The sequence below is a fragment of the uncultured Caballeronia sp. genome (assembly GCF_964243625.1).
Classification (GTDB): domain Bacteria; phylum Pseudomonadota; class Gammaproteobacteria; order Burkholderiales; family Burkholderiaceae; genus Caballeronia.
Window position 1 is genome coordinate 1 of record NZ_CAXTGZ010000027.1, and the last position, 22,780, is coordinate 22,780.

A 22,780-nucleotide genomic window follows, 5' to 3' on the forward strand; every position below is an offset into this window, starting at 1 on the left:
TGCAGGCGCATAACCTGCCGCCCGGCATGAGCGATCCGAAGGACGTGAAGGCGAATACGGAGATGATCGAAAGCGGTATCGACGCGCTCAAGGGCTGGAACGAAGTGATGAATTCGCTCGTGATCAACCCGGAGCGCGCGCTCGAAGAACTCAACAGCGACTGGACCGCATCGCAGGAAGTTGCCGATGTACTCATGCGCAAGTACAAATTGCCGTTCCGCGTGGGCCATCATTTCGCGTCGAACGTCGTGGAATATGCGCGGCAAAAGGACATCAAGCCGCTCGACTTCCCTTACGCCGATGCACAGCGCATCTACACGCAGACGGTCGCGGGCACACCCTATGCCGGCGATCTGCCAATGAGCGAAGCGGAGTTCCGCTCGACGCTCAACCCGGTGGCGATCGTGAACAACCGCGCGACCACGGGCGGGCCGCAGCCCGTCGAAATGGCGCGGATGCTAAAAGAAGCGAATGCGCGCGTGGCCTATCAGGACACGTGGATCAAGGATAACCGCGCGCATATTTCAAGTTCGCTTGCCCGGCTCGACACCGACTTCAGCAAGGTATCCGGTCAGTGACCAAAGAAAACATCGCATTGCACTGAACCGCCCACGCATTGGCGCGGGCGTGACATGCTGCTCGTGGCGCTGCGTGTATCGGGCATGCCGCCATACGATGTGTCGGACGTGGCCTGCGCCGAGGTGTTCGCGTCGTGCAGCACGCCAGCCTGGCCGCTCGGGCGAGCCTGGGGCTGGGAATATTGCTGGATGTCCTGCTGACTGTCCTGTGCGACAGCACTTCCCGACATTGCAATCAGCAGCGCGCTGCTTAGAAAAAACAAACGGGTTTTCATTTCGATGCTCCTCGAAACCAGGCGCGTCACCCGGGAGCTTTCCAGAGCAGCTCGCCACTTTTCTGTATGTGCTTCGCCAAATTGTCGCAGGGCAGACAGGCGTGAAGTGGAGTCAAGTGAAGCGGTCGGTGCGCCCTGCATCTTGAGTTATAGGCCGCGCATGGTCGATTTCACAGGGATTTGCGCATTTGCCGAGTCAGGACTCCGCTTCGCGGCACCCTGCGTAAGTAGGGCTGCGCCAAGCGCCGCGCTCATCTATTCTGAAGATGACCGTTCGTGGCGCGCTCATTGCTCTTGTCTTCCCGAGCGCTCGAACCTGACCCTGGAGAAACTCCATGATTCACGTCACCACATGGCTGGCATCCATACTCATTGCCATGCTGGCTGTCTTTTTCATCACGATTGCGTTGCCGAATTCGGCATCGGATGAACTGAACCGCGCATCCGCGGCCCAGGCGATATTCACTGGCACAGGCGCGAGCGTGCCATCAAAGCTTGGGCTTCCCAATCCGGTGCGGCGCAAAGCCGATTGAAAACAGGCGCCTTGGCTTAAGCTCAAGCGCGCTCTCCCATCGTCGCTGCCGATACCGGCCGGAACGCGAGGCAATACATCAGGAAACGCCCCGCAAAGATCCCGGCGACCAGCCCGGACACCAGGCCCCCGAGCACCACGTACATCGAATCCGGCCCGGCGTGCATGACCGCCAACTCGACACCCAGCCAGAACTTCGATACGAACGTCAGCAGCATCAGCACGAGCGGTACCACCGACCCCGGCAGCGTGACCGTCTTCAGCGCACGATCCACCGTCATTCCGGAGCGGCGAGCCAGCACGACGCCAATCCCGATTCCGAACACCGCGCCGAGAACCCAGGCGAGCCCGGTGTTCCATCCTGCAGCCGGTTCCTTGAACAGGTTCAGCAAACCCCAGCCGGTGAAAATGACGGGCACGATCGCCAGTTTAGTGAGCGGCGCGGTGCCGCCTTTCATCGCCTTGAAACCGCGTGAAAGCAGATAGGCCAATAGAATCCAGACCCAAACCGGTGTGCCGTGCAAAATCGCTTCGATAGACATGAGCCTCTCCTTGATCGCAGGCCGTCGGCCGCGTGAAATCCGAAATGAAACCGCTTAATCTTTACAGTGGAAATATTCTGACGCGATTCAAAACGATCGTCAATGCATCTTTCCATTGTAAAAATTTATGGAGACGGATAGATCGATTCGTATGCAGAACCGCCGGCGGACCCGCCGGCGTCGAGACAAGTCTTCTTAGCCCTTGGTCGCACCGAATGTCAGTCCGGCCACGAAATGCCGTTGCATCGCGAAGAACATGATGACCGACGGCAACGCGGCCAGGATCGACCCCGCCGACACCAGGTTCCACGCCGTCACCCATTGCCCCTTGAGCGCGGCCACGCCGACCGTGATTGGCGCAGCCTCGTCGCCCTGCGTGAGACACAACGCCCAGAAGTAATCGTTCCAGACGAACGTGAAGACAAGAATGGCGAGCGCCGCCAAAGCCGGTCGGATTAACGGCAGCACGATTCGAAAGAAAACCGTCCACTCGTTCGCGCCTTCAATGCGCGCCGCCTCGACCAGTTCGAACGGCAATTGCTTGATGAAGTTGCGCAGGAACAGCGCGCAAAATCCGGTCTGGAACGAGATATGAAAGAGGATCAGCGCGCCGACCGTGTTGAAGATGCCAAGCTGCAACGACAAATCGCGCACGGGAATCATCAGGATCTGGATAGGCACGAAGTTGCCCGCGACGAAGGTCGCAAACAACGCCGTGTTGCCGCGAAAGTTGTAGATGGCCAGCGCAAAGCCGGCCATCGATGCAAGTACGATCGACCCGATCACCGACGGCACCGTGATCAGCACGCTGTTCCACAAGTAGTGGAGCATGGGCGATGTCGTCAGTGCATCGCTGTAATTGGCTATCAGGGAAAAGTGCCGTGGCCAGCCCCAGTAGTTGCCTTCGACGAGTTCATCGGAGGAACGAATGGAGGTGACCATCACCGCGATCAGCGGCAACAGCCAGATCACGAGCGCAACCGGCAACGACAGCTTGTAAAGCGCCCGGTTGACGGGCTTCCATTTGGCGACGGGCATTGGAAACATAGTGCGCTCCTGACTTCTTAACGTTCGGTCCGCAGCATTCTGCGCAAGTGATAAACGATGTACACCATCATGATGGCGAACAGCACGACGGCAATCGCGGCCGAATAACCAATGCGGTAATACTTGATCGCCTGGTCGTACATGTAATAGGCGAGCACGGTCGAGCTCTCGTACGGACCACCGCCGCTCATGACGGAGATCAGATCGAAACTGCGCAACGCGCCGATGATCGTTACCACGATCGCCATGAACGTGGTCGGCCGGAGTTGCGGCAGGATCACGTGCCACAACATGGTCCAGCCCTTCGCGCCTTCCATGCGCGCCGCCTCGATCTGCTCGGAGTTGAGCGATGTGAGGCCGGTCAGGTACAGGATCATGCAATACGCGGTCTGCGGCCAGAGCGCCGCGAAGATGATGCCGAAGGTGACGTATCGTGCGTCGCCGAGTACGGGCACACCGTGCCCCAGAATGACTTTCAGCAAGCCGAATGTCGGGTCGTAGAACCAGCTGAACATCAGGCCGACCACAACGCCCGACAACACGAACGGCGCGAAAAACAGCGACTTCACCACGCGAATGCCGCGCACCGCCTGATTCAGATACAACGCGACGGCAAGACCCATCGGCGGCGCGAGCAGGAACAGGATCAGCCACAGCACATTGTTCTTGAGCGCCGTATAGAACGTCGGAGCATGGAACAATTCGATGTAGTTATCGAAGCCCGCGAAGGTCTTCTCCGTCATCCCGTCCCAGTTGTAGAAACTGAGTGTGACACTGGAAATGATCGGCCAGATCACGTAGATCGCGACCATGATGCACGCCGGCGCCAGGAACAGGAACGCGGCCAGCCGCTGCTGCCGCGCAGTTGCCGACATCCGCTTGCGACGCTTCGGTTTGGCCGCCGCAACGCTGAGGGTTTCAGACATACAGTGCTCCCTGTCCTTCAAAAAGGCGGCCCATCGCACGCGGGCCGCCGTCCCGCATTACTTCTTGTAAATGCGCTTACGCGTGGCTTCGAGCTGCGCCAGGATTGCATCGAGTTTCGTCGGATCGGAGACGAACTGCTGCATGCCCTTCATGCCTTCATCGGCCATTTCCTTGGTCATGTCGCGGTCATAGAATTGCGCGATGCCGCCCTTCGTCTGCGACAAGATCTGGAAGCCGATCTTCGAAATGGGATCGTCCGGTTCCGGTGCCTTGCTGTTCGCCGGCAGGGAGCCAAGACCCTTCGCGAGCTGCGCGCTGATCTCGGGTGTCTCCACGAAAGCCAGGAACGTATGGGCGTCCGCCTTGTTCTTCGCCTTCGACGGAATGTGCAGCGACTCCACCGGACCATCTTCGGCGGTCGGCACATTGCTGTCGATGATCGGGAACTGGAAGTAGCCCATCTGCGGCTTGATGTTCTGCGGGAAGCCGGCGGTGATGAACGTGCCCATCAGCATCATCGCGGCCTTGCCCTGGAACAGGAACGGCTGCACGGCGTCAAGATCGTAAGAGAGCGAGTTGTCGATAAAGACCTTGTTGTCGATCAGCTCCTTCCATGCGGTGTAGACCTTCTTCACGCGCGGGTCGGTATAAGGCACGTCGCCTGCCATCAGCTTCTGATGGAACGCGTTGCCGTTGATGCGCAAGTCGAGGTAATCGAACCAGCCCGCAAGCGTCCATGCATCGCGGCCGGCGACCGCGACCGGCGCAATGCCCGCGGCCTGGAGTTTCTTGCAGGCGTCGAGGAATTCAGGCCAGGTTTTCGGCTCGGCTGCGATCCCGGCCTTCTGGAACAAGTCCTTTCTGTAGAACATGCCCCACGAGTAGTACACGGTCGGCGCAGAGTACTGCTTGCCGTTATACGTGGACGATTCTTTCGTCGACGCATACATGGCGTCCCAGTTGTTCTTCTTCCAGTCGGGCGTCAGGTCTTCAAACAGCCCGCGCTTCGCGTAATACGCCATGCGTTCGCCGTTGTGCCAGTTCACGATATCCGGCGCGACAGTCGAGAGCCAGCCGGGAAGCTGGACCTTGTACGCTTCTTCATCGACGAAGGACACCTTCACGTCGATATCCGGATGCGCCTTCTTGAAGGCATCGAAGGTCTGTTGCCAGACCGTGCGCTGGCTTGCCCCCTTGAACGCGATGTTCACGGTGAGCGTGCCGGCTTGCGCAATGCTCGCTGTCGCCAGGGCAACGGCCAGAGCGACGCCGGTCAATCCGTTGCGCATTCCATTACCGGTGAAAATTTTCATGCGTGTCTCCTCATTGATGAGTGTTGTTTGCTTCGTAAATCGCGACGCCTTGCGGTTCTACTTCCTCCTGCCCGACTATGAAGCTGGCTGCATCAGTGATTCTGTGAGCCGTTGAGTTGTAATTGAAGAGATACGTAAGCGGCCCGCGCCGGCTAATGCGAATGCCTTCGGGCAGCGGTTCTGCATCGAGTCCCGCTGCTTTCGCCGCATCCTGGAAGATCGATTGCGTCAGGGCGTCGTCGAAGAGACTCGCAAGGTAACGGATCGATCCATGACGCAGGATCGCGGGATGACCATCGGCGAAGTTGCTCTCGATCTGCACGCCTTCGCCCGCTTCAATCAGGTCACGCCAGTGACGGCTTTCGCCGCGTTGCCCGACCTTCTCGGTCACGTTGGGACGCATCGATTCAACGCGCCAGACGCGCATTGGAATCAACCGGGCGAGTTCCGCGCCGGGCGGCAACGCATCGGGAATGGTGAGATTCTGCGTCTTCGATCCCGTGCGTGGTCCCAGCACGACTTGCGCACCGCTTGCGGCGAGCCTTGCGGCAAAGTCGTCCGGCACGACCGGCAGCGGCGGCACCACGATCAGCTTGTACTTGTCCAGGGGCGCGTCGGCCGGCACGATATCGACGTCCAGTCCCAGGCTTCGCAACGCGCTGTAGTACTCGAACGCGAATCGCGGATAGTGGAAATCGACGCCTTGCGGATGAATCTCGAACAGCCACTTCGCTTCATAGTCCCAGACCAGTGCAACTTTCGCAGCGACGGGCAGCTCGCCGCCTTCTGTCACGACACGATCTATTTCCTTCGCGACCAGCGACGCTTCCTCGCCACCCAGATCCAGCTGGTTATCGGGCGTATTCAAACCCGCATGCATTTGTTCCTGTGCGAACGGCGCCTGACGCCAGCGGAAATACGAAACGCATCCCGCGCCATGCGCGAACGCTTCCCAGCTCCACAGCTTCACCATGCCCGGCAGCGGCGCCGGATTCCAGTGCGCCCAGTTCACCGGTCCGGGCTGTTGCTCCATCACCCAGAACGGCAGCTTCGACATCCCGCGATACACATCGTGATTAAACGATGCGAAATCCGGATGCCCGGTACGCAGCCACTTTGCCTTGATCGACGGGTCGAACCACTGCTCTTCGAGCGCACCCAGCGGATAGCTGTCCCACGTCGCGATGTCCAGGTCCGCGGCCACCTTGTAGTGATCGAATTCCGTGAAGAGCTGCATGAAATTGTGCGCGACCGGACGCTCCGGCGAATGCGCACGAATGATGTCGGTTTGCATGCGGTTAAAGCGCACGACTGCATCGGAGGAGAAGCGGCGGAAATCCAGCCGGTGCGACGGATGCGCTTCCGTCACGGTCGCGACCGGCAGATCGATCTCGTCGAAGTTGCGGTATTCCATGCTCCAGAAGACCGTGCCCCACGCGGTGTTGAGCGCGTCGATGGTTGCGTAGCGTTGCTTGAGCCACGCCCGGAAGCGCTGCAGTGCAGCCGGCGAATAACTGACCACCGTGTTGTGGCAGCCGTACTCGTTGTCCGTTTGCCAGAAGGCGACGGCTGGATGCTTGCCGTATCGCTCGGCAACCGCCGTGCAGATTTTCTGCGATGCCTCGAGGTACGAAGGCGACGAAAAATCGTAATGACGGCGCGAGCCGAATGCACGCGGGCGGCCATCGGCGCCTATGGGCAAGATGTCCGGATGACGGTCGATCAGCCACTTCGGCGGCGTTGCGGTCGGCGTGCACATGACGACTTTCAGGTCTGCATCGGCGAGCGTATCGATCGCCTGATCAAGCCAGTCCCATTGATATTCACCCGGCGACGGTTCGATCCGGCTCCACGCGAATTCGGCGATCCGGACACGGTCGATGCCCAGCGCCTTCATGCGCGCCGCATCGTCTTTCCACATCGATGCGGACCAGTGTTCCGGGTAATAACAGACTCCAAGACGCATGCGAAGCGCTCCTACGCAAAGTGGGGAATGACGGCCGACGTGACGGCGAAGCCGTCCTCGGTGAAAAGATGACAGGAGGCGGCCGGCACATTGAACGCGACGTTCTCGCCTTGTTTCGGCGTCCTGTCGCCTGGCGCCTTGGCAATCAGAACCGCGCCGCCGGCTTGCTCCAGATGCAGATAGCTGTGCTCGCCAAGCTGTTCGACGAGCGACACCGTGCGCGTGATCTGCTGTTTTGACGCGGTGCTTGCGATCGGTTCAAGATGCTCCGGACGAATGCCGAGCGTGATGGTCTGGCCCGGCGTCAACGCATCGCCGTTTGCCTGGACTTCGAGTTGTTCACTGGTGCCGTCGAGCGCGATCAACACGCTTTCCGCATTGCCCGAGACCACGCGTGCGGGCAGGAAATTCATCCGCGGTGAGCCGATAAACCCAGCCACGAAACGGCTCTTCGGCCGGTGATACAACTCGAGCGGCGCCCCCACTTGCGCGATGCTGCCGTACTTCGCGGTATCGGCGCCGGCGTGCAGCAACACGATCTTGTCGGCCAGCGTCATGGCTTCGATCTGATCGTGCGTCACGTAGACGACGCTGGCTTTATCGAACTGCTTGTGCAGCCGCGCGATCTCCACGCGCGTTTGTCCGCGCAGCGTGGCGTCGAGATTGGAAAGGGGTTCGTCGAAGAGAAACACGCTCGGGCTGCGCACGATCGCGCGGCCGATCGCCACGCGCTGACGTTGTCCGCCCGATAACTCTTTGGGCCGTCTTTCGAGCAAGGCGTCGAGTTGCAGTACGCGAGCAGCTTCCCTCACCTTCTTGTCGATGACGTCTTTCGGCGTCTTCGCGAGCGTCAAACCGAACGCCATGTTCTGGTAGACCGTCATGTGCGGAAAGAGCGCGTAGCTCTGGAACACCATCGCTACGCCGCGTTGCGCGGCAGGCACCTCGTTGACGAGTTTTCCATCGATATAAAGATCGCCGTCCGTAATGTCCTCGAGACCGGCGATCATGCGCAGCAGCGTCGATTTCCCGCATCCCGATGGACCCAGGAACACGCAGAACTCATGCGCGCCGATTTCCAGATCCACATCGCGGATCACCGGCGCGTGGTCGCCGTACGCTTTCTGAACTGACCGTAAAGAGATGCTCGCCATGCCGACGTCTCCGTGTTTTACCGAGGAGACAAAAAAAGGTTAAGCGCTTAACCTTCCGCCGGTGAAAAAACGATCCCTGTACAGGATCGCCTTGTCTGGCTGTCTCCGTCTTTGTGTTTTTGAACTGCCTTGGACGCAAATCTAGCCGTCTCCCAGGAATTATACAAATGCCGGGAAGCCATCCCAAAATATGAGACACGGCGACGATGCTTGCACATAACCGTGCGTTCGCGGAACTTAGGCGACGTTCCGACTCGCGTTAACCCTTCCCTAGAGATTCGATGACCACTTTGGCTGAAGTTGCCGCGCGCGCAGGCGTCACGCCCGCTACCGTATCGAACGTACTGCGCAAGCGCGGCAAGGTCGGCGAGGCGACGCGGCAACGTGTGCTCGAGGCGGTGGATGCATTGGGGTATCGGCCGCATCTGACCGCGCGCGCACTTGCCGAAGGCAGCGCGCCGACGCTCGCGCTGATGGTGTCGAGCATCGCGAATCCGTTTTATCCGGAGTTCGCGCTCGCCGCCGAACGCGCGGCGCGCAAGAACGGCCGCTTTCTGATTGTGTGCAACACCAACGAAGATCCGGTGATTGCGCGAGCGTATCTCGATCAGATTGCGGGGACGTTGTCGGAAGGCGTGCTGGTGATGAACGCGAAACTCGACTTCGATGACCTCGAGAAGACCCTCGCGCGCGGCACGCCGATTGTCTTGTGCATGTGGGAACGGCCGGATGTATCGCCGGGAGTGCCTTGTGTCGCTGTCGATTTTTTTGCAGCGGGAACGCTCGCCGCGCAACACTTGCTGGACCTGGGGCACACACGCATAGGCGCAATCGTCGCAAGCCAGCGTGACGGTGTGCAGGCCGCGCGCTATGAAGGGTTTTGCCACACGTTGCACGAGGCCGGCGTTGCGCACCTGGAGGAGGACGTGCGTTTTACGCGCGATGAAGTGCAACATGGCTACGATGCCGCTTGCGATTTGCTGAGCGCACAGCCGGACCTCACCGCCCTCTTCGCGACCAACGACCTGCCCGCGCTCGGTGCGATGCACGCCGCCGCCGATCGCGGCATGCGGATTCCGGAAGACCTGTCGGTGATCGGCATCACCGATATTCAGCTTGCACGGGAATCGCGGCCGGGTTTGTCGACCATAGCCGTTCCCACCGATGCCGCCGCCGCAATGGCCGTCGAATTGCTCGAAGCGCTGATAGAGAGCGGCGGCCGCGACCAGGACGCGCCGATGCGCGTTGCGCCCCAACCTGTGCTGGTGCAACGCGCATCGACGGGACCCGTACGCAGGTAGCTTTTTACGCCCGTTCCGGAACCTTCGCGAACAACAGATTCAGCCCTTCTGCGATAGTCGGATGCGCGAGGATCGCGTCCCTCAACGCGGTGTACGGAAGCTTGCCGAGCATCGCCATTTGCACCACGGCCACGACTTCGCCTGCGTTCGAACCGAACATTGTGAAGCCCAGGATGCGGTCCGAATCCGCCGCTACGACAGCTTTCATGAAGCCCTGCGTGTCGCCCGTCGTGCGGGCGCGCGGGATGCCGGCCATCGGCAATTTGGCGACGCGCACCGCGATCCCCTGGCGTTGCGCATCGCTTTCATTCAAGCCCACGCGCGCCAGTTCCGGTTCAATGAACAACGCGTACGGAATTTCGCGATCGCGCGTGGTCAGCGTGCCGCCCGCAAGTTGTGACTTCAGTACGCGGTAGTCATCGAACGATGCGTGCGTGAACATCGGCGTGCCGGCCACTTCGCCGATCGCCCAGGTGTTCGGCGCGGAGGTCGCAAGGCGCTCGTCGACCTTGATGAAGCCGCGTGTATCGAGTTCGACGCCCGCAACCTCCAGACCGATGTTCGCCGTGCGCGGCACACGTCCCGTCGCTACGAGGATATGCGAACCTTGGAGGCTCGAACCATCGTTGAGATCCACCGTCACCGAATCGCCCGAACGACCACTTACACGCAGCGCCTTCACGGAAACGCGGACATCGATTCCTTCTTTCGCGAACGCGGATTCGATTGCATCGGTTACGTCAGCATCCTCGCGCATTGCAACGCGCGGCGCCTCTTGCAAGACGGTCACCCTGCTGCCAAGCCGGCGAAACGCCTGCGCCATTTCCAGCCCGATATAACCGCCGCCGATCACGATCAGATGTTCCGGCAAGGCGTCGAGCGCGAGCGCTTCCACGTGGGTCATCGGATTGGCATCGCGCAGACCGGGGACATCGGGAACCGCTGCATACGTACCCGTGTTGATGAACACATGTTCGCCTTCCACCACACGTTCGTTACCATCGTTCATGGCGACCTGAATGCGGCGGGGCGCCACGAAACGTCCTGTACCGAGAATCAGATCGAAGCCTGACGCAGCGAACGCTTTCGCGTTGATATCGACCATGCCGTCCACAACGTCACGCACATACCGATGCACCTTCGTCATATCGACCTTGTTGTCATGCGCGCCGCCTTGCAGGATGTCGGCAGATTGAACGGCATGCATGATCCGTGCGCTTTGAATCAGCGCTTTACTCGGGATACACGCAATGTTGATACACGACCCGCCGATCATGCCTTCCTCCACCACGGCAACGCGCTTGCCGGATTTGGCGAGTTCCATGGCGAGCGTCTTGCCGCCTTTTCCGCCGCCCAGGAATACGTATTCGAACTTTTCGACTGTAGACATTTCAGCTCCTTTGAATTTGGTCGCGGGCCACGCCCGTGCTGTGACTGAAATGTAGACCCCGCGGCATGGAAAGCCCATGTCGAGTCGGCTCGAATCACTGCTCGCGCGTCTCATGGCGCCGAAACACGCGCTGGTAAGATCGCTAGGCCATCCCTTTCTACCTGGTAATTACATGGAAGCGCTCGACCGGCTGATCCAGTTATCCCGCCTGCAAGGCGCGCTCGATCTGCGCTGCCTCTTGAGCGGCGAGTGGACACTCGACCATCCGCCCGCGCCGCCGAGCGAGGCCGTGTATCACGTCGTGCTTGCCGGAAGCTGTCTGCTCAAGTTTCGCGGACAGGCGGATGTAAGGCTGGAAACCGGCGATATCGTGATGTTGCCGCGCGGCGATGCGCATGTGCTGCAGGGCGAGGAATCGTCGGATCAAAGCGTGCCACGCGAGATGGAGAGTCACTACAACGGCGCGGTGACCGTGCGCACGAACTGCGGGCCGAATGCGGCGAGTCTCGATCTGCTATGCGGGAAATTCAACTACGCGGCGAATGCGTTGCTGATCGATGTGCTGCCTGACATCGTGAAAATGTCGTTCGAGCGCGATGACGTTCCCGACCTGACGCGCATGGTCGGCATGATGCGGCGCGAGTCGAGCGAGGCGGGGCCGGGGGCGCACTCGATCATATCGGCGTTGTCCACCGCGCTCTTCACGATGCTGCTGCGCGCGCATCTGGCGCAACAGCCGTCGAAAGCGGACGTCCTCGCGTTGCTTGCGCATCCGCGTCTTGGATCATCGGTCATTGCGATGCTGGAGCGGCCTGCGGAGAAGTGGACGATCGAAATGCTGGCACAGCAATCGGCGATGTCACGCGCAACTTACGCGCGAGCGTTCGGTGCGTTGACCGAAGACTCGCCGATGACCTTGCTCACACGCATCCGCATGCAGCTTGCGGGAATGTTGTTGACGCGAACGGCGAAGAGCATCGCGGAGATAGCCGACGACGTGGGGTATCAATCCGAATCGGCGTTCAGCAAGAAATTCAAGGATACGTATGGTGTGGGCCCGGGCGCATACCGGCAAGCGCGAGCGGGTGGCTAGGCGATTACATCAGGCTGCTGAGCACCAGTTCGTGCGAGTGTCCGATCCAGACGGCGGCATCTCGATGATCACGAAGTGCGTTGCCGGTGTTGGGATGGATGAAGACATCGAGTGAACCGTGATTCAGCGTGAGCCATTCCACGATAACGGCGAACTGGCCGGGCTCGAACGCGAGCTGATACGACCATTGCGGATGTGGACCGACAGGTTTCTCGTGAAAGCGTCCGAGTTGGAGGGTGTCGCCCAAGCGGCTAGCGATTTCCTCGCGAAGTTGCCAGGCGGCGTCGCGGGTCGAAGCGTTGAAGTAGACGTGGGCGTGCCACGATACGACGGGAGAAACGGTGGGCGTGTTCATGGATGGCGTGGGACTCGGGAAGTGGCTGCCGCACGTGTGCGGCGATTTTTGAGTTTAGCCAAAACGGATGAGGGGTGCTTGCAGTGATGCATAACCTCAAGGCCACTGCTCCATAAAACCATGTTCGACTGCGCGATCGCGGGCGCATGCCGTGTGTTGACACGGAAACATTCCATCGTTCGCCCCCTAGCGTGACGCCACCGTCGCGGTCGACATCTGAAGGGAATCGCTGATTCCCTTTTCAACCCACCTTCAGCACGAGGCAAGTAAAATATAAATAGGGAAATTCCCATTTCTCAATAACACAAGCATCTCTAAATAAATAAATTAACCAACCGTTCAGCACGCTTTACATTTGAAAGTCAGTTCCGATATATTTGGCGAAATAATCAGGAGACGGTTTTCATTCGGCTGAAATGTCAATGATCGTCACGATCACGCTATTCAAAGTGATGATTGTCGGCCTACTAACCTCCCGGCAAGTTCCGCATAGAACGTCTTCATTAGCGGACGTTGAAAGCGGACAAGGTTATGGTCTGCCATACGGTTTTCTTAGGAGTCGACGTGTCTAAAGAGATCGTTTGAAGTACTAACTGTGTACGGTTGCTTCCGCAGCTACGATGACTTGCACAGCTCCAATTTTTACAATGAGAGAAGGACGTAATCGATGATCATCAGCCCGCCGTTCTTGCTGTCTCGGGCAGGACATGAAATGGACTCGGCGAACGCCGGCGATACGCTCGTGCCCGATCATGATGTATGCGCTGCTGGCATGCAAGAATGCGCGCCGGGCAATGGCGCTTATCCGGTCAGTTACAACCTGGGTTGGCATGGCGGCCCGCACCTTATCGCGCCCACCGCTTCTAATGCTCAACCAGAGACGGTGCGCGCCATTGCCGATGGTAAGGTGGTGTTTGTACGCCCGAACTCGCCCGCAGGAATCGTCGCGCTCAAATACCGCAACGTGCGCACCGATGACGGTTGCGTCGTGATCAAGCACACCACCGAGATTGGCGAGGGAGACGGCGCAAAAGTAACATTCTTCTCCATCTATATGCATCTGCAAAGCGTGGTGGGAGCGCTCGCACTCGGCAAGCCGGTTTATCGCAAAGACAAGCTTGGCGTGGCCGGGCAGATCTACGGTCAGTCCGGGCAGATGCATTTCGAAATCGTTTGTGACGAGACAAACCTGCAAAAACTGGTGGGACGCGCGACTGGGCCGCTGGTCGCGCAGCAAGGGCGTAAGGACGCCATCTACGGCGATGTATGGTTCAAGGTACCCAAGGGCGCAAAACTCTTCGACAAAGAGCCCCATCCATATCGCCGTGATGATAGCGAGCCGCCTCTGGGTCCTCACCCATCGGTGCAGCGGCAGCAACCCAGTGGTGTGACCACGTCCGATATGGTGATACGCATGCAATTCGAAAAGGGCGAGTGCGAACTGACGACATTTGCTCTTAGACAAGACGGAAGTTGTAATCAGGTGGGTGATCCATCGTCCGTACACGACTATGAATACAACATGTACAGCGAAGCCACGCGGCTGAACAAGAAGTATTCCGACGGCAGTACGGCACCCGCCAATCCCTCGCCGAAAGCACCGTCGCCGAGCCTGATCTACGAGATGCTGCGTTTCGGCCGTCCGGCGGGCGAGACAATGCCTTCCGATGTGAAGTTTGGTCACTGGCGCAAGGTGACTACTCCAGAGGCAACCGGCTGGATCAATCTGAATCAGCCAACGATTGGCGTGTACAGCGACGCGGACTTTCCTCAATGGGCGGGGTGGAGTCTGATTAACGACGATGCGGGCGCAACGAGCTTGTGTGCATCACCGACAATACGACGCTGGCTTGACCTGGATGGTAATGGCCATGTAACGCATGCCGAGGCCAAGGAAACGCTGAAGGAAAAGGCGGTAGCAAAACGACTGTCCATGGCGATCTGCAAGTTCCCGATCGAATGGTCGAAGGACGAAAGCACGATCAAGGCACGTTGGGGCTGGGTGAACCAAGCCAGCGAAGCATTGCCGGTGCCGCTTACGGCCGATGAATTTGACCTTCTCAAGGCGCATATCCAGGCTTTGGGGTTCTGGGAAGATATTCACGATGGTGAGCTGCCGAAGGCTGATGCTTGTTGGCACTTTCCGCCGAAAGCGTTTGTTGCGCATTTTAGGAAATGCGGGTGGCTCAGCACCGTGGAAATGGCGCAATGCTTCCCTCGTCGGTTGCTTCATCTGCAGGGCGTCAAGTTCGTCCTCTCAACGACTTCCTGGGACACCGCTTCTGCTCGCTCAGAAAAATGGGTGGCGGCATTCAATATCGGGACGCGACGATATGGCATATCTGCAAATCGCTTGCGATTAATCCACCTGCTCTCTCACGTTATCCCCGAGACTGGAAATCTGCACTATGTAAAGGAAATTAATGGCGAACTTAGGGAATATCAACCATATTATGGTCGAGGTTTGATACAGCTTACTCACCTTGCTAACTACAAGTCGTACGGTTCATTTAGAGGATTTGCTGACGGCAATTCCCCACTTAAGTTCAATGGATTAGGTTGGGATCCTGACGTTCTAATTGCAAAAGATAACGATGGTAATCATAACACCTCCAATTGTGTTGACAGTGCATGTTTTTACGTCTCAAATAGGACTCACATGCTTGAACACATGGACGCCGGATGTAGTAAAGAGAATGCAATTGTTGTTAGCAAGGACGTAAATGGATACGTCGAAATTCAAAATCTCAACGGCCTCGACGTTCGACTTCAAGCAGTTGTCTACCTAAAGTCGATTTTTATGGATGAATCGAATGAGAGCGGGCCAACATCCATCACCTTCGACTGGCGAAGAAATAGCCAGCAAGAGCCAGTGCTCGACGAGCATGGGCACGTCGTCATGGTTGGCCATCCTCCTCGTCCAAAGAAAAAATTTTACCGGACGCAACATACAATCCACATTGTTATGGAGCGTCAACAACCTTAATGCTAAATAATGAAAACTGCTTTATTGTTTTTAATAATATTTTCCGCATCACCTGCGTACTCTGAGGTAATTTCCGAGGACTATTGTTTTAGCTCAGGCGGACCTGCTCCTACACGATTTGAATTGCGAACATATCACGATATCTCTTCGAAGTGGTCCGGCGCATTTGTGAAATACGAAAAATCAAAGGTTCCTCTATCGTTGATATTTCAATCCACAAAAGTGGAGGGGCGCAACGAGGATCAGCCCGTTCTATCAACTGACGAGTGGCTCGAAGTTTCGGGAAATAAAATTTCCGGTCAATATGAAATCATGAGTCAAGGAGCCACTGTGTATTCTATGACGTACACAAATAATTCTACGCACAAAAAACTCTATTTCAATCTCGACCCAAATGTTGTTCCATCTGTGGAAATAGGTTGTAAGTGGTAGGGGTCTGGGTCAAGTTCCCAGAGGCGCGAAACGCCCCCGTTTTTGCGGACGTGACCTAATCCATCCTACCTGGCGCAACGGATAAGCATTGACCGCCGAAGGCTGCGGCGCATTCGTCAATCTGTTGTTTGGTCGGTTTTCTGGCTACATAGTTACACTTCATACACCAGTTCCCGCGCATGACGCCGTCGGGTCTAGATGACCATTCGTGACCTTTCGCGCACCGCCATCGCAGAGGCACATCCCCTGCCACGTACTTTTCGGACAGGCATAATCCGCCGTTCTTCGCCGCGGTAAATCGCATGTCTTCGATGGTGTATTTAACTACGCGATCGTATGCGCACGCTGGGCACCAGCCGCCCTGGCGCAAGATGTATATCAGCAACGGAAACGTGTGACCTGCCGCGCACTTGAAGTGAAGGGGCTCCTTATGCCCGTCATACGAGGGCGATGCGCATCGTCCGCCCCACGCAGTAGCTACTGCCTGGATCGCCGCGAGTGCTTTCGACCGGTAGTTCGCTGCAGAAGCGCCCCCAGGTCCCGGGAGCGCTGCTATCGCGCTAGCAACGACCACACGTATCTCTTGCGGTATTACTTTGGAAAATACCGAATACTGTTTGCCCAAAAATATCGTTCCTCTGACTAAGCGGGAGAGGTCTCTCTTTTACCTGCTCGGTTTTGCCAAGCCATCGTCCGAGCCGACCCGGCGAGTTTCGTATCCCGTCTAAAGATTTGTCTCTCTACGGTTGCGCCTCGGCTTCACTGTCCCACTGCGCGAGCAGGTCAGTTGGAATCGCCCGGACGCTCTGCGCATACCGCGCGCCGACGAACTGTTCCGCGCGCCTGAGCAAAATTGGAATCGGGCTACTGGGCTCGTTGATTTCGAACCATGCTCTGGCCCGACGAATGTTATCCAGTGCCGTTTGTCGGTTCGTCGTCAAAGCGCGCGTCGCATGACTCAATGAAGCATCATTCACGGTTGCCTCTTGCGATGGACCGTCGTCATTGAACGGAGCGATTTCGATCGCCCCGGCTGGCTCGCCTGAGGCTACTTCTTCGGCCGCGACGTCTGCTTCGACGCCGTTCTCGCCGATCTCATCGCCTGCAGGACCTGCGAAGAATTCGAGCAACTTGTCCAACGCGGATAAATCTGGCGAGAACGACCCCAGGTTGTTCTCACACCAAGCGGTGATCGCAGCAACGCTGGAGCGTGCGGTATCGAATCCCACAAGGCTCGACTGATCGCGCTCACGCAAGGCATCAAGCTGCTGGGTAACCGAATCCTGAGACAATGCATCGACTGGACGCGGTCGTGCAAACGCGCGCTCAACGTCGCGTACCTGCAGACGTGCGATTGATGCCTTGCCAAACGTCACCTCCCGAAAATCCGACAACAATCCGTCGACGTCGGTCAGCGCCTGTAGCGCGTTTGCGCGAATCTCCAACGCAGCCTCGCGGTCTGAGTCGACCGCCAGTTGCGGATGAACGGTGTCGGGATAAGCTTCAAGCAATCGCGCGAGTAGAGCCACGCCTTCGCTAAAGCCCATGGCACCGGCCAGCCGTGTGCGACATCGAGTGAACAGCACGACGATTCGTATATCTTTCGTGCGCAGCATCAATCTGCGGCAGTCACGGTCGATATCGCCCCAGTTGACGGGTTCAGCCGAGCCCACGAAGTTTCCGTACTGCGCGTCGGGCTGAGCTGTCGATTTCGCTGACATAACCACGTACTCCGGATCGTACTCAAGGTCCGGACCACACGGGGCGTTGGCCGAGATTGGCGCGAGCCAGTCGTGACTCGCCACATCGTTCGGCCGCGCCTTGGCGGCTGTTTGTTTTTTCGCGTTCATATCAGATCCAGTTGCTAATGTGTCGTCGCCGCGTGCTGCTCGGGTTCGAAGCGCATGCCGGTAATTGCTTCGCCCCTTGGAGATCGCCCAAGCCAGCCCGACCAGCCAAGCCGTTCGGGGCCATCGATAGTAGCCGGCGTCGCGCTCTGCGACTTGATACGCAGTTCAAGCTCCCAAACAAATTCATAGCCGACGAACGCCCGCACCCATTCCACGAGCAACGGAAGATCTGCTCCTTGCGGCGTAAAGCGTAAGTATTCTTCGATCTCCAGCGGCCCCATGACAATGCGAAACTTATGCTGCTGGTCGGGAACTTGTTCGCCGAGCATCGCGCCCACCGAAAGCACTGAAGGCGAACCGGGTTTGCCTAACCGGCTGTGCTCAGCGGGATCGACCTCAATCCAGTGCCAGATATGTTCTTCGATAGCCACTGGAACGCCAAAAAATTGCGCCAGTGTGGCGCGCAAACCATCGGGGTTTCGTGCCTCGCGCACCAAATGCGCCGACGCCGAGATGCGTGCGTGTGCAGGAAGCGTGCGTTCCTTGATCTCGCCGACGTCCTGTCCGAATAGGCTCGCGACATAAAACGAAAACCGTTCCGCATCGGGTCGATCCAGACCTGCCGCCGCTTGCGAGGAAGACCACGCACGGTAAAACAGCGTCAAAAATCGATGGTGAAAAATGTCCAGAAAATCGACGAGCGTGCCATCCCGGCGATTCTCTTTGCGGTCCCGCGCGATCTCGGTCACGTGAATGGGCAACGGTCCATTAGGACCGAGCATTCCCAAGCCGAACAGCCGCACTTTCAGCCGCCCATCGATCTCGTCAATCTCAGCGATTTCGCGTGGAGCAAATGCCAGGCTCGGTTGCTGCCCAAGGCGAAACGGTTCTGCCTGGGGGCGTTGCGCCTGTCCGATCGGAGGCAGGCGCGAATCAGCTCCCAGCCGGCGCAACAGACTAAGGAAGCCATACTTCCACGGCTCAGCACGCAGCTTGTCGATTAACTCCGGCGACAAATTGGAATCGCGAATGACAGCCTTCAACGACACCCGATTCTTCACGCAGCGCCTCGTGAACCCATGCGCACGGGCCAGCGCGCGACGCGGCCGCGTTGCATCGAATGCATTTCCGTTTGGGTGAACACATTGATCGACACGTGCCGCGCGAGATAGTGCTCAAGAATCAGCCCGAACAGATATGGGCTCGTACCTGAAAATCCACTTTCATCAATGGTGAGCGAACACTCGATCCCGCGTCCAAACACCAATGGTCCCCCTCCGGGCAACCGGCGTGTGACGGGCTTCGTCTTGACGCCGACCAGGCTCTGAACTTGTCTTTGTTGCGATTCATCGTCGTTAGTCAGAAACATGCGCAACAGGTCGCGTAGGCCTTGACCTCCCGCCCGGTGGTCGAGATCGCCAAGCGGTAAATAGTTGAAATTCAGCTGTCGAATCAGACGCCACGCCATGTCGCGATCGGCGTACGGCGCCTTGGGTGCGCTGGGTGCTCGAATCAACCCGATCCCATCGATAGGCGCTGACGCCGACACGGTCAGATCGTTAAGGCCGTTACGCGGTACGAGACTCGGGAGATCGCGGTTTGTGAGCCATGCATGGATCGAAAGATAACGAATCGCATCGTCATAAGGCGCTTCATTCTGATCGACCAATGAGACAAAAGCCTCGGTGCCGATGTACGGTGTACGCGTGCCATAGCGCCGCGCGGAGTCAGACATAAGGCGGCGCTCGCGGCGGATAGAGAAGTAGCGCCCGTGATTACCCTCGTCATTGTTGAGCGTCTGATAAAGCGGTTTGAACTCAAGTTGCTCCGCTGTTGTTGACACTTGACCGCCCATCTTCTCGATGGCGAACACTTCATAGTCGAGCGGATGCAGGCGATCCGGAACCAGGTGATGCTCAGTGTCGGCGAGCGACAGTTCAATGCGGTCGGTGCGTTGGCAAAAGAGGTTGATGACGGGGGTGCAGAAGAGCGCGAACCGGGACACATCGACCAGACTGGCAAGCGCCTCAGGAGCTTTATTTAGCAGGATCACGATCTCAGCTTCTTTGCCGTCTATACAACGCAAGCCCGTTTCCAGTCCCGTCAGTGCAAAGAAGTAAAACCGGCTGGGGCATGCGAAGTATTCGTGCAGCAGGTTGTGCCCATGGAAACTGGACCACGTCAACGGCAGCAGACCCTGGTCCGTTCCAAGACCCTCGTGAACAACCGCATCAGACGTCACTGCATGCGCGGCGCGGTTAAGGTCGCCCGGTTTTCCGGTGAGCGAAGCAATCGCGCACGCGTGCAGCAGTTCAAACAAATGCGAGGCCACTTGTTCGTCGCCAGCGAGATAGACCGGCAGCCGGTCAAGACCTTTGATATCGGCGATTTTGGCGTCGCCCGTCATTCGAAGACGCAGGCGCAAAGCGCCGCGCACCTGGGTATCGGCGGGTACATAGCGGTCAATCGATGGAATGTCCGGCGGGATGCCCGTTAGTCGCGCCTCGACAATTTCAAGCGGATAGAGGGTCACGTCCTGGCCGCTTCGAAACTGGCATGCGGTCTTTTCACCGTTTGGCACCCGGGCCGTAAACCCCGAGCCTCGTGCTACGTGAAAACCTTCCACGAGATTGCCTTCCTTGCCGCTCGGAAAGAACCGGGCAACAGCCATGGACGGCGTCGGCGCAACATAGTTCGGGTAAACAACCTCAAGCAAGCGCTCAGTGAAACGCGGGAATTCCGAATCGAGCTTGATCTGCATGCGCGCCGACATGAAGCAAAACGATTCGATGATCCGCTCGACGTAGGGGTCTGCAACTTCGCCCGCCTGCATGCCCAGGCGTCGGGCGATTTTTGGGTGCGACTGCGCAAATTCACCCGCCATTTCGCGCATGTAGATCAATTCCTGATTGTAATATTCGAGCAGTCGCGGGTCCATGCGTAGGTCTGGTTTTTAGTGTGTTTGTCGGGTTATGCGAGCGGGCTTGACACCCGATTACGCTTCGCGCGCGGGAGCGATGTTCATGCGGCTGGTTTCGAGATCGATAGAGCTCTGTACGAGAAATTCCAGCGGATACGGATCCATGTGAATCATTCCGCTCACCTCGAACATCAGCACGTTGTAGCTGTCCTGAACACCCGCTTTGACGAGTGGCGCGACGGCCAGTGTGTCCGGCATCAACCGTGGCTCGAAATCGCAGATGGCGCGTCGAACGACAGTTTCCAGATCAGCCCATTTGCGTGACGCCAGATATTGACCCGCGAGCGGCGGCACGCCAAAATTGACGGTTGATGCCGCAGCTTCGGGGTATCGAATCCGGTCGATCTGATCCTCGATGCTCGTTGTGTTGAGCAAGAAGGCGAGGTCTCGTTGCAGGATGTCGCGCATTTGCGCGCGTGTGACGGCGAACTCGTCAAACGCTTCTGTCTGCCTGTGCGGTGCGTCGTCCCTGAGCCGGTCAAGGAGCGTCGGCAGCAAATGGTAATTTGCCCGGCGAGGCGCGCCAACGGCTGTACCACCGCGCGCGTTGCCGCTATCCTTACCCGAGCGCATGAGTATCCTTCGACGGTTCATTGTTCGAGCCGATTCCAAACTCGCACGCTGCCAACTCAAACACGCTGAAGTCGCCGGCGCTCGTTGCCCACGTTTTACGGCCCATGCCAATTACGGCCGTCGTTCCGACTTCGCGCCATGCCGTGCTTTTGCCCAGGCGCAGCGCATCGTCATCGTCGGGCGATGCCGGGTATCGCGCGGGCAGGAAGCCACGCACATTGCTGTTGTCCCGCAAAGTGAGTGTGCACGGCGCCCACACGAGTTCCAGCATCGTGGCGGGCCGTTCTAGTTGCCATCGGGCGATGTCCGCAAGCGGCAACCATCGATAGTGCTTCGCGGTGATAATTTCGCAAACCGGACCCAAGCGCGAATCGCTGTCGCTGATCCACTCGACGTGCATTTGTTCGAAGCGCGCATCGACGCTCTGGGCATCGTCCAGCGCGGCTTCTCGCACGCGATCTGCAGAATCGATGTCGCCGCGTGCGCTCAGGCTTAGCGCATCGACCAGCCCCTGCACCCAGGGCAGGGGCTCAATGAGAAACCCAGGCGCGACCTCTCCCGCAAACACCTTCGCGCGCGCTTTTTCAGCGCGAATGAGGTCGCGACACGCGTGGGCTGTCGCGAGCTGTTCCGGTTGCTGTCGTGCGCAGACTTGCAGTTGCTGGACCGCTCGCTCCCACTGACCGAGGACGCAAAGCAACTGAAACAGCTCCCAGCGATACGGAAATTGCGCGGGATCGGACCGCACCTTCGCTTCGGCGTTGGCAAGTCGCGCTGCAAGCGTGAAGCCCTCGATCGAGGCTTTTTCGGACGGCATTGACACGCTCATGTGACGGGTTCCGATTGGGCGCGGCGCGGCGCGAAGAGCGGACTATCGATGCCTGGCGCGTGATGCTCGCGACGCACCAGCGCCGAGGGCAGACGACTTGAGCGAGTCTTGAATTCGGGTGCCGCAAACAGGCGGAGGATTTCCGGCAGCGGTTCCAGCATCACGGCAGGCGGCGAAGTTTCCGCATTAAGTTTGCCAAAGAAGTGCTCGACGCCTCGAACTCCGGATATCACCGATTCGATAGTTTCGCCGTGTTGATTCACGTGAGCATCCATGGTCGACGAAACGTGCTCAACGCTTGCCGGAGTGCTCCAGCTGCCTGAAAACGAGGCAGACGGGTCGTCAAGGGCGCGGCAATATTGTTCGTACAGTGAGCCCATCAGGTCCGGCTCTATCGCTTCGTCGCGCGGCCGTTGATGGCTGTATGCAACTGTGCCGATCACCTCAAAAAGAGAACTCTCCGCAACCTTTGGATTGGATGCGGAGAAATCATTGATGAGTGTCGCGTCATCGCGGTGAACCGTGGTCCGAATCCGGGGTTCGGTTTTACTGGTCGATGACAACATCTCATTAATCCTCTTTCTCTCCGGAGAAAGCCAGTCTGCCATTGCTTTTTCTGCCACCCTGAACATTTTCTATTTGTCTCGATTTAGTGGA

At 58.2% G+C, this 22,780-nt stretch carries 19 protein-coding genes and 1 pseudogene; 5 read left to right on the top strand and 15 right to left on the bottom strand.

Translation table 11 applies throughout. The annotated features are described in order from the left end of the window. Positions 1 to 578, top strand: a pseudogene (locus ACFFAR_RS03290) (argininosuccinate lyase); the annotation flags it as partial. On the opposite strand, the gene ACFFAR_RS03295 reads toward ACFFAR_RS03290, so the two are convergent. Further along, positions 572 to 853, bottom strand: a complete 282-nt coding sequence (locus ACFFAR_RS03295) for a hypothetical protein (RefSeq protein ID WP_174364114.1) — start codon at positions 851 to 853, stop codon at positions 572 to 574. The pseudogene ACFFAR_RS03290 and the gene ACFFAR_RS03295 sit on opposite strands and share 7 nt — an antisense overlap. A 335-nt stretch (positions 854 to 1,188) precedes the next feature. On the opposite strand from ACFFAR_RS03295, the gene ACFFAR_RS03300 reads away from it, so the two are divergent. Further along, positions 1,189 to 1,386, top strand: coding sequence for a hypothetical protein (locus ACFFAR_RS03300; protein WP_062001376.1), 198 nt, complete (start codon positions 1,189 to 1,191; stop codon positions 1,384 to 1,386). A 22-nt stretch (positions 1,387 to 1,408) separates the two neighbouring features. Here ACFFAR_RS03300 and ACFFAR_RS03305 read toward each other — a convergent pair whose 3' ends face one another. From ACFFAR_RS03305 to ACFFAR_RS03330, 6 genes are all read right to left on the bottom strand, one after another. Beyond that, positions 1,409 to 1,927 (bottom strand): DUF6622 family protein, encoded by a 519-nt coding sequence (locus ACFFAR_RS03305; protein ID WP_086381578.1) that lies wholly within the window; start codon positions 1,925 to 1,927, stop codon positions 1,409 to 1,411. A gap of 195 nt (positions 1,928 to 2,122) precedes the next feature. Continuing rightward, positions 2,123 to 2,974, bottom strand: coding sequence for a carbohydrate ABC transporter permease (locus ACFFAR_RS03310; RefSeq protein WP_062001374.1), 852 nt, complete (start codon positions 2,972 to 2,974; stop codon positions 2,123 to 2,125). 17 nt (positions 2,975 to 2,991) lie between these two features. Next, positions 2,992 to 3,900: a carbohydrate ABC transporter permease gene (locus ACFFAR_RS03315; protein WP_062001373.1), complete on the bottom strand. Its 909-nt coding sequence runs from the start codon at positions 3,898 to 3,900 to the stop codon at positions 2,992 to 2,994. Positions 3,901 to 3,957: 57 nt separating this feature from the next. After that, positions 3,958 to 5,190: an extracellular solute-binding protein gene (locus tag ACFFAR_RS03320; RefSeq protein WP_174363009.1), complete on the bottom strand. Its 1,233-nt coding sequence runs from the start codon at positions 5,188 to 5,190 to the stop codon at positions 3,958 to 3,960. A gap of 34 nt (positions 5,191 to 5,224) precedes the next feature. Continuing rightward, positions 5,225 to 7,180, bottom strand: coding sequence for a beta-galactosidase (locus ACFFAR_RS03325; RefSeq protein ID WP_174363007.1), 1,956 nt, complete (start codon positions 7,178 to 7,180; stop codon positions 5,225 to 5,227). A gap of 11 nt (positions 7,181 to 7,191) precedes the next feature. Next, positions 7,192 to 8,334 carry a sn-glycerol-3-phosphate ABC transporter ATP-binding protein UgpC gene (locus ACFFAR_RS03330; protein WP_174363006.1) on the bottom strand — a complete coding sequence of 381 codons (1,143 nt, stop codon included), beginning with the start codon at positions 8,332 to 8,334 and terminating at the stop codon, positions 7,192 to 7,194. A 281-nt stretch (positions 8,335 to 8,615) separates the two neighbouring features. On the opposite strand from ACFFAR_RS03330, the gene ACFFAR_RS03335 reads away from it, so the two are divergent. Continuing rightward, complete coding sequence (locus tag ACFFAR_RS03335; protein WP_375507513.1) at positions 8,616 to 9,635, top strand: LacI family DNA-binding transcriptional regulator; 1,020 nt, start codon at positions 8,616 to 8,618, stop codon at positions 9,633 to 9,635. A gap of 4 nt (positions 9,636 to 9,639) precedes the next feature. On the opposite strand, the gene ACFFAR_RS03340 is transcribed toward ACFFAR_RS03335, so the two are convergent. Further along, positions 9,640 to 11,025 (bottom strand): FAD-dependent oxidoreductase, encoded by a 1,386-nt coding sequence (locus ACFFAR_RS03340; RefSeq protein WP_174363004.1) that lies wholly within the window; start codon positions 11,023 to 11,025, stop codon positions 9,640 to 9,642. Positions 11,026 to 11,101: 76 nt separating this feature from the next. Here ACFFAR_RS03340 and ACFFAR_RS03345 point away from each other — a divergent pair, with 76 nt between their 5' ends. Continuing rightward, positions 11,102 to 12,118: an AraC family transcriptional regulator gene (locus ACFFAR_RS03345; protein ID WP_375507514.1), complete on the top strand. Its 1,017-nt coding sequence runs from the start codon at positions 11,102 to 11,104 to the stop codon at positions 12,116 to 12,118. A 4-nt stretch (positions 12,119 to 12,122) separates the two neighbouring features. Here the strand turns inward: ACFFAR_RS03345 and ACFFAR_RS03350 are convergent, their stop codons facing one another. After that, positions 12,123 to 12,473: a DOPA 4,5-dioxygenase family protein gene (locus ACFFAR_RS03350; RefSeq protein ID WP_375507515.1), complete on the bottom strand. Its 351-nt coding sequence runs from the start codon at positions 12,471 to 12,473 to the stop codon at positions 12,123 to 12,125. Positions 12,474 to 13,140: 667 nt separating this feature from the next. Between ACFFAR_RS03350 and ACFFAR_RS03355 the strand changes: the two genes are divergently transcribed. Further along, the gene (locus ACFFAR_RS03355) at positions 13,141 to 15,459 is read left to right on the top strand and encodes a M23 family metallopeptidase (RefSeq protein WP_174362899.1); all 2,319 of its coding nucleotides are present in this window, start codon (positions 13,141 to 13,143) and stop codon (positions 15,457 to 15,459) included. Between the two features lie 1,172 nt (positions 15,460 to 16,631). Here the strand turns inward: ACFFAR_RS03355 and ACFFAR_RS03360 are convergent. From ACFFAR_RS03360 to ACFFAR_RS03385, 6 genes are read right to left on the bottom strand one after another with little or no spacing between them, the layout of a single operon-like run. Continuing rightward, the gene (locus tag ACFFAR_RS03360) at positions 16,632 to 17,741 is read right to left on the bottom strand and encodes a type VI secretion system ImpA family N-terminal domain-containing protein (protein WP_174362898.1); all 1,110 of its coding nucleotides are present in this window, start codon (positions 17,739 to 17,741) and stop codon (positions 16,632 to 16,634) included. Between the two features lie 14 nt (positions 17,742 to 17,755). Continuing rightward, complete coding sequence (gene tssG, locus ACFFAR_RS03365; RefSeq protein ID WP_375507516.1) at positions 17,756 to 18,802, bottom strand: type VI secretion system baseplate subunit TssG; 1,047 nt, start codon at positions 18,800 to 18,802, stop codon at positions 17,756 to 17,758. After that, on the bottom strand, positions 18,799 to 20,679 hold the full coding sequence (tssF, locus tag ACFFAR_RS03370; protein ID WP_174362897.1) for a type VI secretion system baseplate subunit TssF: 1,881 nt from the start codon (positions 20,677 to 20,679) through the stop codon (positions 18,799 to 18,801). Before tssF ends, tssG begins: the two co-directional genes overlap by 4 nt. Before the next feature lie 57 nt (positions 20,680 to 20,736). Continuing rightward, positions 20,737 to 21,294, bottom strand: a complete 558-nt coding sequence (gene tssE / locus ACFFAR_RS03375) for a type VI secretion system baseplate subunit TssE (protein WP_174362896.1) — start codon at positions 21,292 to 21,294, stop codon at positions 20,737 to 20,739. Beyond that, positions 21,281 to 22,123 (bottom strand): type VI secretion system accessory protein TagJ, encoded by an 843-nt coding sequence (locus ACFFAR_RS03380; RefSeq protein ID WP_174362895.1) that lies wholly within the window; start codon positions 22,121 to 22,123, stop codon positions 21,281 to 21,283. The genes tssE and ACFFAR_RS03380 overlap by 14 nt, the downstream gene beginning before the upstream one ends. Continuing rightward, a complete protein-coding gene (locus ACFFAR_RS03385; protein WP_174362894.1) occupies positions 22,120 to 22,731 on the bottom strand; it encodes a TagK domain-containing protein in 612 nt (203 codons plus the stop codon). The genes ACFFAR_RS03380 and ACFFAR_RS03385 overlap by 4 nt, the downstream gene beginning before the upstream one ends. Positions 22,732 to 22,780 lie beyond the last annotated feature (49 nt).